Annotated in this window: 11 protein-coding genes; 3 read left to right on the forward strand and 8 right to left on the reverse strand. The window is 74.9% G+C overall.

Features of this window, described 5'->3' with window-relative positions:
* The first annotated feature begins 37 nt into the window (after window positions 1–37).
* Both ACLQ3B_RS01080 and ACLQ3B_RS01085 read left to right on the forward strand, forming a co-directional pair.
* Window positions 38–655, forward strand: a complete 618-nt coding sequence (locus ACLQ3B_RS01080; RefSeq protein WP_425776531.1) for a TlpA family protein disulfide reductase — start codon at window positions 38–40, stop codon at window positions 653–655.
* Window positions 652–1,551, forward strand: a complete 900-nt coding sequence (locus ACLQ3B_RS01085) for a cytochrome c biogenesis CcdA family protein (RefSeq protein WP_425776533.1) — start codon at window positions 652–654, stop codon at window positions 1,549–1,551. Before ACLQ3B_RS01080 ends, ACLQ3B_RS01085 begins: the two co-directional genes overlap by 4 nt.
* Before the next feature lie 57 nt (window positions 1,552–1,608).
* Here the strand turns inward: ACLQ3B_RS01085 and serS are convergent, their stop codons facing one another.
* The 5 genes from serS to ACLQ3B_RS01110 form a co-directional block, all read right to left on the reverse strand.
* A complete protein-coding gene (serS, locus tag ACLQ3B_RS01090; protein ID WP_425776535.1) occupies window positions 1,609–2,892 on the reverse strand; it encodes a serine--tRNA ligase in 1,284 nt (427 codons plus the stop codon).
* Window positions 2,893–2,988: 96 nt separating this feature from the next.
* Window positions 2,989–4,053 carry a MerR family DNA-binding transcriptional regulator gene (locus ACLQ3B_RS01095; RefSeq protein WP_425777992.1) on the reverse strand — a complete coding sequence of 355 codons (1,065 nt, stop codon included), beginning with the start codon at window positions 4,051–4,053 and terminating at the stop codon, window positions 2,989–2,991.
* A 43-nt stretch (window positions 4,054–4,096) separates the two neighbouring features.
* A complete protein-coding gene (locus tag ACLQ3B_RS01100; RefSeq protein ID WP_425776536.1) occupies window positions 4,097–5,278 on the reverse strand; it encodes a saccharopine dehydrogenase family protein in 1,182 nt (393 codons plus the stop codon).
* Between the two features lie 51 nt (window positions 5,279–5,329).
* Window positions 5,330–6,478 (reverse strand): alcohol dehydrogenase catalytic domain-containing protein, encoded by a 1,149-nt coding sequence (locus ACLQ3B_RS01105; protein ID WP_425776538.1) that lies wholly within the window; start codon window positions 6,476–6,478, stop codon window positions 5,330–5,332.
* On the reverse strand, window positions 6,475–6,903 hold the full coding sequence (locus tag ACLQ3B_RS01110) for a hypothetical protein (protein ID WP_425776540.1): 429 nt from the start codon (window positions 6,901–6,903) through the stop codon (window positions 6,475–6,477). Before ACLQ3B_RS01110 ends, ACLQ3B_RS01105 begins: the two co-directional genes overlap by 4 nt.
* A gap of 144 nt (window positions 6,904–7,047) precedes the next feature.
* On the opposite strand from ACLQ3B_RS01110, the gene ACLQ3B_RS01115 reads away from it, so the two are divergent.
* Window positions 7,048–9,903 (forward strand): LuxR C-terminal-related transcriptional regulator, encoded by a 2,856-nt coding sequence (locus tag ACLQ3B_RS01115; protein ID WP_425776542.1) that lies wholly within the window; start codon window positions 7,048–7,050, stop codon window positions 9,901–9,903.
* Between the two features lie 11 nt (window positions 9,904–9,914).
* Here the strand turns inward: ACLQ3B_RS01115 and ACLQ3B_RS01120 are convergent, their stop codons facing one another.
* The 3 genes from ACLQ3B_RS01120 to ACLQ3B_RS01130 form a co-directional block, all read right to left on the reverse strand.
* The gene (locus tag ACLQ3B_RS01120) at window positions 9,915–10,463 is read right to left on the reverse strand and encodes a DsbA family protein (RefSeq protein WP_425776544.1); all 549 of its coding nucleotides are present in this window, start codon (window positions 10,461–10,463) and stop codon (window positions 9,915–9,917) included.
* The gene (locus ACLQ3B_RS01125; RefSeq protein ID WP_425776546.1) at window positions 10,460–10,957 is read right to left on the reverse strand and encodes a redoxin domain-containing protein; all 498 of its coding nucleotides are present in this window, start codon (window positions 10,955–10,957) and stop codon (window positions 10,460–10,462) included. The genes ACLQ3B_RS01120 and ACLQ3B_RS01125 overlap by 4 nt, the downstream gene beginning before the upstream one ends.
* Before the next feature lie 88 nt (window positions 10,958–11,045).
* Complete coding sequence (locus ACLQ3B_RS01130) at window positions 11,046–11,732, reverse strand: BON domain-containing protein (RefSeq protein ID WP_425776548.1); 687 nt, start codon at window positions 11,730–11,732, stop codon at window positions 11,046–11,048.
* Window positions 11,733–12,046 lie beyond the last annotated feature (314 nt).

A 12,046-nucleotide genomic window follows, 5' to 3' on the forward strand; every position in this document is an offset into this window, starting at 1 on the left:
AGGGCACGGTTCCTCCCTGACCAGAACGGAGAAGCGGATGCGGATCGGCATGGCGTGCAAAGGGGCTGGGCGACTGCGCCGCGCCGCGACCGCCGGGGCGCTCGTGGTGGCCCTGTTCGGCGTTGCCGCCTGCACCGGCACCGCGCCGGGTGGGCCCGTCACCGCCGGATCGGCCCCCGCCTCGACCGACGCCCCGCCCACCCCGACCGGGGCGGCGACCGGCGGGCCACCCGCCGCCCCGGCGCAGGTCCCGGACGTGCTCCGCTTCACCGGGACCACCCTCGGCGGGGCCGCGTTCGACGCGGCACAGCTCGCCGGCAAGCCGGTGGTGCTGTGGTTCTGGGCGCCGTGGTGCGCCACCTGCGCCAGCCAGGCCTGGACGGTGGCCGAGATCGCACCCAAGTACCGGGACACCGTGCCGATCGTCGGCGTCGCCGGGCTGGGCGAGCGGAAGGCGATGAAGGAGTTCGTCACCGAGTTCGACCTCGGCGGCACGCCGCAGATCGAGGACAGCAAGGGCGCGCTCTGGAAGCGGTTCAAGGTGACCGAGCAGAGCATCTTCGTGATCATCGACCGGAACGGCACTGTCGTCCACCAGGGCTTCCTGGACGGTGAGGCGCTCACCGCCCGGGTCGCCGCACTGGCCGGGGCGTGACCGCCGCACTGCTGCTCGCGCTGACCGCCGGCATGCTCGGCGCGGTCAACCCGTGCGGCTTCGCGTTGCTGCCCGCGTACCTCTCGCTGTTGGTCGCCGGGGAGTCGGACACCCGCGGCGCGGTCGGCCGCGCGCTCACCGCGGCGGCCGGGCTGACCCTGGGGTACGTGCTGGTGTTCGGCGCGTTCGGCCTGGCGCTCGCGCCGCTGGCCGGCTGGTTGCGGCCCCGGCTGCCGTGGCTGACCGTGGCGCTCGGCGTGCTGCTGGTCGTGGCCGGCTGCTGGTTGCTCGCCGGCCGTCGACTGCCCGCCCCCGGCTGGTCCGCCCGCGCGCCCCGGCTGACCCGGTCCTGGCCGTCGATGGCGCTGTTCGGCGCGGCGTACGCGTTGGCGTCGCTCGGCTGCGCCATCGCGCCGTTCCTGGCCATCGTGGTGACCAGCCTCCAGGCCGGCTCGACCGGTCAGGGGTTGGCGCTGTTCGGCGCGTACGCCCTGGGGATGGGTCTGGTGGTCGCGGTCGCCGCGCTCGGGGTGGCGCTGGTGCGCGACGGCCTGGTGGCCCGGCTGCGCGTCGCCGGGGCGCTGGTGCCCCGCCTCAGTGGCCTGGTGCTGCTGCTCGCCGGCGCCTACGTCGCCTGGTACGGCTGGTACGAGTTACGCCTGGCCGCCGGCCGCCGCGACGCCCTCCAGGACCCGGTGATCCAAGCGGCGTCCCAGCTCCAACGAGCCCTGGCCGACACCCTGGACACCATCGGCCCAGCGTTGCTGCTGGCCGCCCTGGGGCTGCTGGCAGCCCTGGCGTGGCGCCGCGCCCGTCCCAGCCCCCAACCCTCACCCCCGCCCAGCCCCGCTGATCATGAAGTTATTGCCACGACACGCCGAGGTGAGGGGCAATAACTTCATGATCAACGCGGGAAAGGGTGGGGTTGGGGGAGGGGGCGGGGCGGGGGCGGGTTAGCGGGGGGTTAGGCGGTCGGTGCCTAGGCGGTCTTGGAGGACCTTGGGGATCAGGACACTGCCGTCGGACTGCTGGTACTGCTCAAGGATGGCTGGGAAGAGCCGGCTCGTCGCCAGCGCGGACCCGTTGAGGGTGTGCACGAAACGCGTCTGCTTGCCGCCCGGCTCGCGGTAACGGATGGCCGCCCGACGAGCCTGGTAGTCGCCGGCCCAGGAGACCGACGACACCTCCTTGTACTTGCCGGTGCTCGGCATCCACACCTCGATGTCGAGGGTCTTCTTCATCGAGGCGCTGGCGTCACCGGCGGAGAGCAGCGTGCGCTGGTAGTGCAGACCCAGCCCCTCGACCAGGCCCTCGGCGTGGGCGAGCATCTCCTCCAGCGCCACGTCGGCCTGCTCCGGCAGCGTGAACTGGAAGATCTCCACCTTGTTGAACTGGTGCCCCCGCACCGTGCCGCGCTCGTCCGAGTGCGAGCCGGCCGACTCCCGCCGGTAGCACGGGGTGTACGCGAACGCCTTCAGCGGCAGCTTCGGGGTCTCCAGGATCTCGTCCTGGTAGGCGCCGAGGATCGCCGTCTCGGACGTGGGCAGCAGGAACTGGCCGCGCGGCGCGGACGCCGAGTCCAGGTGGTAGACGTCGTCGTAGAACTTGGGGAACTGCCCGGCGGCGAAGCCGGCCGAGTCCAGTAGCAGGTGCGGCGGGAGCAGGAACTCGTAACCGGCCTTGATGTGCTGGTCGACGAAGTAGTTGAGCAGCGCCCACTCCAGCCGCGCGCCGACCCCGGTGTAGATCCAGAAACCGGACCCGCCGAGCTTGACGCCGCGCTCGTAGTCGACCAGGCCCAACGCGCGGCTCAGCTCCACGTGGTCGCGGACCTTCTCGATCACCGGCGGCTCGCCGAAGGTCTTCACGACCCGGTTGGCTTCCTTGCCGCCGGCCACCACGTCGTCGCTGGGCAGGTTGGGCAGCTCACTCATCGCGTCGCGCAGCCGGGCCTGCACCTCGTCCAGCTGGGACTCCAGCTCGGCGAGCTGCTTACGCTCCGCCTCCGGCGCGGCGGCCTGCGGCTCCTCGCCGGCCCGCTTCGCCTGCGCGTACGCCCGGGCCTCGGCCTTGCGGCGCTGCCGCTCGGCGTCGATCTCCGTGATCAGGGCGCGGCGTTCCTGGTCGAGCCGCTGGATCTCGTCCAGCGCTCGGGTGACCTCGGCGGGATCCAGACGCTTCGCCAGCGCGGTCGCCACCGCCTCGCGATCCTTCCGGATCAACTCCATGTCGAGCATGCTGCTCCGTACGCCTCCGTCCGGGGTTCACTGGTGAACCATCAGATGTTACCGTCGCGCACGTTTCCACCCCGGGACGGGGAGCGCGAGGGGTTTCTACAGCCGGATCGGCATCAGCACCGAGTAGGTGTCCGCGTCGTCCGGCCGGCGTACGGCCAGCGGGGCGATCGGCCCGTCCAGCTCCAGCACCAGTTGCGGCGCGCCGGCGGCGTTCAGCGCGTCCAGCAGGTAGCCGCCGTCCACCCCGACCCGCAGCACGTCGGTGCCCGGGTCGGCGGCGGGAAGCAACCGCAGCCCGCCCTGGTCGTCGACGCCGAGCACGGTGACCTCCCGGGTCGTGCCGTCGTGGTCGCGGGCGACCGTGGGGGCCGCCGGGTCGGCCAGCGCGGCGCGCAGCGCGGCCACGTCCACCGGGATCCGGCGGGCGGTCGGCCGCTCGCCGACGGACTTACGCAACAGCCGGTGGTAGTCCGGGAAGTCGTAGGGGAGGGCGGTGCCGGTCACCGTGCGGTCGGCCGCGCGCACCCGCAGGTCCGCGCCCGCCACGGTCAGCCGTACCGGCCAGGTGTCGGCGGTGTCGAGCAGTGGTCGGAGCTGGTCGACGAGGGCCACCGGCACGAACACCCGCACCGGGGGCCCGTCGACGTCGGCCCCGGCCCGGGCCAGCGCCAGCCGGTACCTGTCGGTGGCGACGAGTCGGACGCCGTCGGGCTCCACGTCGAACAGCACCCCGGCGAGCATCGGCAGTTCCGGGTCGACGCCGACGGCGAAGCGGACCGCGTCGAGCGCGGCGGCCAGGGCGGCGGGGGAGACCAGGAGCGTGGTGGCGGTCGCCGGCGCCGGATCCACCAGGGCCCGGAGCCGGTCGGCCTCGCGGCGGGCGTCGCTGAGCCCGTCGGCCAGCCGGCGCAGGTGCGCGTCGAGCAGTTGGTGCACCGCCGCCGGCTCGGCGCGTACCGCGGCGGCGATCTCCGGCACCGGCATGGCGATCCGGCGCAGCCCGGCCACCAGCCGGGCCGGGGCGATCTGCTCCTTCGCGTACCAGCGGTAGCCGGTCACCGGGTCGACCACTGTCGGCTCCAGCACCCCCGCCGAGTCGTAGAAGCGCAGTGCGCTGACGGTCAGGCCACTGGCCCGGGCCAGCTCGCCGATGCTGTGCAGGTCGCTCACGCTGGGCATCCTGCCCCCTCGACCCGGTTGAGGGTCAAGCCGAGCGCTCGAGCACCCGGAAGGTGAGGCCGGCCCGGACGAGCCGGTCGAACAGCGCGTCGCCCATCGCGGCGACCGGGGTGAGTTGGCCGGCGGTCGTTGGCAGCTCGTCGAGCGCCAGGCACAGCGCCGACTCGGCGAGCATCTTCGCCGTCTCGTCGTAGCCGGGGTCACCGCCGGCGACCTCGGTGACCACCCGCTGCCCACCGCCGGTGCCGACGAACCGGACCCGGAACCAGGAGGACGCCCTCTGCTGCGCGGTGGGCCCCTGCCCGGACGCGAGCCGGCCGAGCAGCCAGCGTCGGCTGGGCGGTAGCTTCACCAGCCCGATCAGCGCACCGAGCCCGGCCGCGCCGGCCAGCACGGTGGGCAGCCGCTTCACCGCGGCGAAGTGCCGGTAGCGGAAGTCCGGGCCGTACTCCGGGCGGGCCGCGGCCGTGCGGCGAACCACTTGCGGATCGATGGTCGGCAGCGGCACGGTCCAGATGCCCAGCTCCTTGGAGCGGGCGAGCCGGCCGGGCACCGCCCGGACCCGCCGGTCGGTGGGGCGCGGCTCGACCGCCCGGCGGTCCCGGGCGGCCCGGCTGGCCTGTCCGGAACGGGAGAACGCGGTGAGCGCCGAATGGTAGGTGCCGGCGGAGAACCGGCCGCCGGCGCGCACGTACCCGTCCACGGTTATCGGGACGTCGGCGGGCAGCTGCTTGACGGTGAACCAGGCGCCCAGGTCGTGCGGGATGGAGTCGAACCCGCAGGCGTGTACCAGCCGCGCGCCGGTGCGGGCCGCCTCGGCGTGGTGGCGCACGTACATGAGGTCGACGAACTCCGGCTCGCCGGTGATGTCCAGGTAGTCGGTGCCGGCCCGGGCGCAGGCCGCGACCAGCGGCTCCCCGTGGTGGATGTACGGGCCGACCGTGCTGGCCACCACCCGGGCGCTGTCCGCCACCGCCCGGAGGGAGTCGGCGTCGGTCACGTCGGCGGTGAGCAGCGGCAGGTCGGCAAGTCCCTGGTCGATCGCGGCGAGCCGGTCCCGTACGGCGGCGAGGCGCTGTGGGTTGCGCCCGGCCAACGCCCAGCGCAGCCCGGCCGGCGCGTGTCGGGCCAGGTACTCGGCGGTCAGGCCGCCGGTGAACCCGGTCGCTCCGAACAGCACCACGTCGTACGTTCGCTCCACGGCCATCCCCGGAGTCTGCCATCTACCCCCGGCGATGAGGTGAGCACGAGTGTGCCGTCACGGGGTGAACACGGCGCGTACGCAGCCGTCGGCCCGGTCCCGGAACAGCGCGTACCCCTCGGGGCCCCGCGCCAACGGCAGTCGGTGGGTGGCCAGGTGCTCGGTCCGCAGCTCGTCGCGGGCCATCCGGTCCAGCAGCATCGGCACGTCCCGCAGATCCGGCCGGGCAGTGCCGCGCAGCGTGAGCCGCCGCTCGGTCACCGCACCCAACGGGAACGCGTCGACGAACCCGCCCGTCCCGCCGAGCACCACCACCACGCCGCTCGTGCGACAGGCGTGCACGGCCTCCCGCAGCGCGTCCGGTCGGTCGGCGTGCTGGCCACCGAACCGGTCGGCCATCGAACGGGACGGCGGCGTGCCGACCGCCACCACGCACACGTCCGGCCCGCGCCCACCGCTACGGTCGCGCAGCTCGGCCGCGACGTCGGTGCGGCGGTAGTCCAGCGGCTCGGCGTCGGAGTGCCGCTCGGCCATCCGCAACCGGTCCTCGTGCCGGTCCACGACCAACACCCGGGCCGCGCCGCGCAGCACCGCGGCCCGGGCGGTCAACTGGCCCACCGCCCCGGCGCCCCAGACCGCCACCACGTCGCCGGGGCGCACCGCACCCAACTCGGTGGCGAGCCACCCGGTCGGCCCCGCGTCGGCGGCGAACACCGCCCGGTCGTCGTCGACGGCGTCCGGCACCCGGAACGCGCTCACGTCGGCGTACGGCACCCGGACGTACTCGGCGTGGCCGCCCGCGAAGCCGCCCGCGGCCCGGGGCCGGCCGAAGCAGCCGGCGTCGGAGCGGGCCAGGTCGGGGTCGGCGCTGGCCAGGTCGGGATGGGCGTTGTCGCAGCAGGAGTGCAGGCCCTGCCGGCAGTACCAGCAGCCGCCGCAGGCCACGCTCGCGCCGACGACCACCCGGTCGCCGGCGCGATGTCGGCGGACCCCGGGGCCGACCTCGACCACCTCGCCCAGGAACTCGGCGCCGAGCACGTCGCCGGCCCGCAGCAGCGGGTGCCGGCCGGCCAGCAGCGGCAGATCACCGCCACCTGTGGCACTGCGCCGGACCCGGACGATGACGTCACGCTCGTTGCGCAGCTCCGGGTCGGGCACCTCGCGTACCTCCAGCTCGCCGGCGGCCACCCAGCACAGCGCCCTCACCCGTGGACCTCGGGGCGGTCCAACGCGGAACGGTCGGCGCGCAGCACCTCACCGGCCTCCACCAGTTGTTTGATCTGGCGCAGTGTCCGGCGGACCAGCAGGCCCGGGTCGTCGCCGACCAGGTGCGCGGCCAGCCCGGTGGGCGGGGTGAGGCCGGCCAGCGGCCGGGCGGCCAGCTCGGTGCCCCGGTCGCCGGGCGCCGGCCGCACCCGCACCTCGACCGCCCCGTCCAGGCGGCGCAGCGGCTCCGGCCACCGGCCGTCGGGAAGCACCTGCTCCGGCGGCCGGTCGACGGTCACCACCTCCCACCGGGCGTCGCCGTCCGCGCCGGGCCGGGCACCCCGACGGGGTACGCGCAGCAACCGTGCCGCCCCGGCCAGCGCCGCGCCGCCGAGGGCGGGTCCCGCCCGCGCCAGCCGTCCCATCGGTACCACCCGTCCTCCCGGTCCACGTCCCTCGATCGTTCGTCGCGGCGGGGTGAAGCGCGCTCGCCCGGAAGGGGTGAACCGGCCCGGGTCGGGTAACCGCTCGCCGACCGGGGGCGGAACGCGTGGTGGGGGTGGGACTGGGTGCCGGAACAGAATCGCGTACGGGTCGAGCCGGCACCGGAGCCACCGCTGCTGGCGTCCCGGCTGACGCCGGCCGTGCCGGCGGAGCCGGTGGTGGCCCGGCCCCGCCTGCTGCGCCGGTTGGACGAGGGCAGCGCGGGACCGGTCACCCTGGTGGCCGCCCCCGCCGGTTGGGGCAAGACCACCCTGCTCGCCTCCTGGGTGCGGCTGGGCGGCGCTCCGCCGGACGTCGAGCCGGGCGCGATCGTGCCCGACTCCGGCGACCTGTCGGTTTCGTCCTCCGACACCCCGGTCTCGGCGTGGATGTCGGTGGAGGCCGGCGACGACGGAGACCGGCTCTGGGCGTACCTCGCCGCGGCGCTGCGATCGGCGACCGGGTCCGCGCCGGGCGGGCCGGTGCCCGACCGACCGCCGCGCCCCGACCAACTGGAGGCGCTGGCCGCCACGCTCGCCGCCGCCGACCGGCCGGTGCTGCTGATCCTGGACGACCTGCACCGGGTCGCCGACCCGGCGGCCCTGACCGGCCTGGAGTTCCTGCTGCGGCATGCCGGGCGGCGGCTCCGTCTGGTGATCGGCGCGCGAGCCGGACTGCACCTGCCACTGCACCGGCTCCGCCTCGCCGGCGAGTTGACCGAGATCGGCCCGGACGAGTTGGCGTTCACCGACGACGAGGTGGCCGACCTGCTCACCGCCCACGCGGCCGCGCTGCCGGCGGCCGCCGTGCACCGGCTGCGTGAGCGCACCGGCGGCTGGCCGGCCGCGCTGCGCATCGCCGCCCTGGCGGTACGCGGACAGCCCGACCCGGAGCGCTGGGTGGGGCAGTTCGGCGGAGACCAACCGGAGATCGCCGGGTACCTGCACGAGGAGGTGCTGGCGACGCTCGACCCCGCCCAGGAGGACCTGCTGCGCCGTACCGCCCTCGTCGACACCGTCTGCGCCGACCTGGCCGAGGCTCTGACCGGCCGCGCCGACGCCGGGCAGGCGCTGGCCGACCTGGCCGGGACCGGTGGTCTGCTGCACCGCGAGGACACCCGGCCGCCCTGGTACCGGTGCGAGTCACTGCTCGCCGACCTGCTCCGCGCCGACCTGGCCCGGTTGCCCGCCGACCAGCTGCGCGAGCTGCACGTCCGGGCCGCTGACTGGTACGCGGGCGCCGGCCGGCCCGCCGACGGTCTGCGGCACGCCCTGGCCGCGGGTCGCTGGGACCTGGCCGGTGACCTGTTCGTCGCGCACTGGCCGGAGCTGACCCGCTACGACCGTGACCCGGTGCACGTCCCGGCACCCGCGCCGCCGCCAGCGGAGGTGATCCGCGCCGATCCGGAGGTGGCGTTGGCCTGCGCCGCCGAGCGGGCGTACGCCGGTGACCTGCCGGCGGCCACCGGTCACCTGCGGGCCGCCGCCGGGCACGCCGCGGGCCTGCCGGTGCCGCGGCGGGACCGGTTCCTGCGGTTGGTCACCGCGCTGGAGCTGACCGTGGCCCGGCTCGCCGACGACCGCGCCGAGGTCCGGGCGGCCGCCGCTCGGCTGCTGAGCACCCGCCCGGCGCAAGCCACGCCGACCCGGGTGCCGGACAGCCCGCCGGTCGGGGCGGCCAGTTCCGCCCCGACGGCCGGCGGGGGCGGCGCAGCCGACGACCTGGACCTGCGGGCCTTCACCGGCACCGCTCTGGGGCTGGTCGAGTTGGCCGACGGCGCGTTGCCCACCGCCCGGTTCGTCCGGGCCCGGGCGGCGGCTCGGGAGGCCGGCCGGCCGCGTGCGGAGCTGGTCGCCGCCAGCCGGGCCGCACTGCTGCTCGCCGTGCGCGGAGAACTGCGGACCGCCGAGCAGGCGGCGCGGGACGCGCTCGGCATGCCGCCCAGTCGGGGCTGGTCCTGTCGGCTCGACTGCGGCTACGCGTACCTGGCTCTCGCCGTGGTGGCGCTGTTGCGCGACCAGCCCGAAGAGGCCACCACGAACCTCGCCCTCGCCCTCCCCGCGCTCGACGCGGCGGGCGGCTGGGGCGGCAACCCCGAGGTGGGCGACGACTGGCTGACCGTCGACGAACCGGTGGCGGCGGCCGTGGCCGCGCTGTGCCGGGCTCAGCTGCGCCGCGACTCGGGCGACCCGGCGGCCGGCCAGCGGCTGCTCGTCCGGGCTCGGGAGGCGCTGGCCGACCGACCGCCCACCGCCAGGTTGACAGGTCTGCTGCGGGCCGCCGAAGCCGAACTGCGGGCGGCGCGGGGCGACCTCGACTCCGCCCGCGAGCTGCTGGCCGGCGCCGCCGACGAGGGGGCCGACCCGGTGCTCGCGGTGACGTTGGCGAAGGTGCAGCTGCTGGCCGGCGACGCCGCCGCCGCCGAGCGGACCCTGCCGGACTGGAAGGCGCCGGCGGCCACTGCCTGGCCGCTACCGGTACGTCTGGAGGCGGCTCTGCTGGACGCGGTGCTGGCCGACCGCGCCGGGGACGGGCGTCGGGCGGGTCGGGTCCTGGAGCAGACGCTGGACCTGGCCGGCCCGCAGGGCTGCCGAAGGGTCTTCACCCATGCCGAACCGCCCGTGCGGGACCTGCTGGCCGCGCACCTGGACGCGGGCACCGCGCACTTCGCACTGGTCAGTGACCTGGTGCGCGGCGCGGGGCAGAGCGCCGCCGCGCCGACCGCCGCCGGAGCGAGGAGCGCGCTCGACGAGCCGCTCACCGAGCGGGAGCTGACCATCCTGCGCTACCTGCAGAGCATCCTGTCCAACGTGGAGATCGCCAGCGAGCTGTCCCTCTCGGTCAACACGGTGAAGACCCACGTCCGCAACATCTACCGCAAACTCGACGCGACCCGCCGGCGCGAAGCGGTCCGGCGGGCGCGCGAGTTGCGACTGATCTGAGCGGATGGCGGTCAGGCGTTCGCGGCGGCGTCCGCGGCCGTCAACAGGTCCGGCAGGTCGTACCCGCCGTCGTGCCGGACGCCGTTGACGAAGAGGGTGGGGGTGCCGTTCACCCCGCTGCGGATGCCCCCCACGAAGTCCCTGCGCACCCGGTCGGCGTGCGCGCGGTTCTCCACCTCGGCGTTCAACTCGTCCGGCGGCAACCCGACCTGCTCCACACCGAGCGAGAGGTGCACCGGGTCGAGCTGGTCCTGATGCTCGTAGAGCCAGTCGTGCATCTCCCAGAACCGGCCCCGAACCCCGGCGGCCTCCGCCGTCTCGGCCGCGCGTTCCGCGTACGGGTGCACGTTCGCGATCGGGAAGTAGCGGTACACCAGACGTACGGTGTCGGCCCGCTGCCGCAGCAACTCGTGCAGGTTCGGGTACGCGGCACCACAGAACTGGCACTGGAAGTCGCCGTACTCGACGATCGTCACCGCCGCGTCAGCCGGCCCCCGAATGTGGTCCTCGGTCGTCACCGGATCCCGAAGTCGGGCGGTGACCTGCAGTGGCGTGCTCATCGGGCCATCACCTTCCGATCGGCGGCGAGTTGGTCCAGCGCGTCGAAGATGCCGTCGGCGCCGGGGTTGACGTCGGGCGGCGACAGGTAGCTCCAGGTCACCGTCCCCGCCGGGTCGAGCACGACAAGCGCGCGGGCCGCCTCGCCGTTCGCCATGTACGCGCCGTAGCGGCGCGCCACCTCGCCCTTCGGCTCGAAGTCGGAGAGCAGGGGGAACTCGATGCCCCGGCTCTCCGCGAACGCCCGGTGCGACCAGATGCTGTCCACCGACAGGCCGAGCACCACCGCCCGGTACTGGGCGAAGACGGGTGCCGCCGACTGGTAGAGCGACATCTGGTCACCGCAGACCGGGCTCCAGTCGGCGGGGTAGAAGGCGAGCACGACCGGCTGGCCACGGAACTGCTCGGGCCCCAGCAGAGCCCCGTCCGGGGTGGCCGGCAGGGTGAAACCGGGCGCGGTACGCCCCGGTTGGATCAGCCCGTTCGGATCACTCATGCCACCAGCCTGCTCCCGGGGCGGGTGAGGCGGGCTCACCCACCCCGGGTGGTTCCGCGCCCGTTCGGCGCTCGTCGCGCCCGGTCGCTCAGCGCAGCACCGGGGCGACCGCGATGTGGTTCTGCACCTCCCGAATGCCGGGCGCGGACCAGGCCACCTGCTCGACCTCGGCCCGTTCGGGCATCGAGTGCACCAACCCGGCGAGTATCGCGGTGTCGCCGTGCACCCGGACGCTGATCCGTTCCGCCTCGGTCGCTCCGGCTCGGGCGAGGGCGTCGACGATCCGATCGGCCAGGTCGCGGCCGTCCGGGGCGCTGGCCGGTCGGACGGTGATGCCGTTGCTCACCCCGCGTACGCCGGTCAGCCGGGCGACCGCGCGTTCGGCGGCTCGGCGTTGGTACTCCCACTCGACGTCGCCGTGCAGCGTCACCCAGCCGGCCGAGACGGTGACCTGGAGCTTCTCGATGGGTACGAACGCGTCCCACTCCAGCCCGTGGCTGGCTGCGGCGGCCAGGTCGCTGTCGGCGCGCTCGGTGCCGTTGGCGAGTTGCACCGCCACGTCGTTGGCGACGGCCCGGACCGAGGTGACCCGGTGTGCGGCCCGCTCGGCGGCCCACTTCTTGGCGTAGCTGTCCACGCGGCCGGTCAGGGTGACGACGCCCTCGGCGACGGTCACGCCGATCTCGTGCGGCTGCACCCGCGGTTCCCAGGTCAGCTCGTCGAGCACGGCGGACTGGATGTCCTGGTCGGTGCGGTGGATGTCCGCGATGGCCATCTGTCCCTCCTCCGCTGTTTCCGATGGCGGACCGGCTGCGGCCGGAGGTCCGCCGTGCTGCGATCCTGCCGTCGCTCCGGGTGAGCCGCCCTCGCCCGGACCGGGTGACGGCGGGGCCGGACCTGGGTGGCACTGGCGGAAGGTACGGACGAACATCGATGATGGGAGCGCTTCCAAAGCGAGCGGCTTTCGGTTACGGTAATCGCGTTCCTCGATCGCGGGAGCCGTCGCGTCGGGTGGTGGAGCCAGGGCAGCTCCGCCCGTCCCCGTCGTCGTGCTCGTCCCCCGGGCCACGGCGGCACCCAGGCGATCGA

The sequence above is a fragment of the Micromonospora sp. DT53 genome (assembly GCF_049841535.1).
Lineage (GTDB): Bacteria > Actinomycetota > Actinomycetes > Mycobacteriales > Micromonosporaceae > Micromonospora.

Excerpts from the sequence above, each read along its gene's own strand:
- ACLQ3B_RS01120 (WP_425776544.1), bottom strand. The coding sequence starts at position 10,463 with ATGAGCACGCCACTGCAGGTCACCGCCCGACTTCGGGATCCGGTGACG.
- ACLQ3B_RS01100 (WP_425776536.1), bottom strand. The coding sequence starts at position 5,278 with ATGGCCGTGGAGCGAACGTACGACGTGGTGCTGTTCGGAGCGACCGGG.
- ACLQ3B_RS01080 (WP_425776531.1), top strand. The coding sequence starts at position 38 with ATGCGGATCGGCATGGCGTGCAAAGGGGCTGGGCGACTGCGCCGCGCC.
- ACLQ3B_RS01110 (WP_425776540.1), bottom strand. The coding sequence starts at position 6,903 with ATGGGACGGCTGGCGCGGGCGGGACCCGCCCTCGGCGGCGCGGCGCTG.
- ACLQ3B_RS01130 (WP_425776548.1), bottom strand. The coding sequence starts at position 11,732 with ATGGCCATCGCGGACATCCACCGCACCGACCAGGACATCCAGTCCGCC.
- serS (WP_425776535.1), bottom strand. The coding sequence starts at position 2,892 with ATGCTCGACATGGAGTTGATCCGGAAGGATCGCGAGGCGGTGGCGACC.
- ACLQ3B_RS01125 (WP_425776546.1), bottom strand. The coding sequence starts at position 10,957 with ATGAGTGATCCGAACGGGCTGATCCAACCGGGGCGTACCGCGCCCGGT.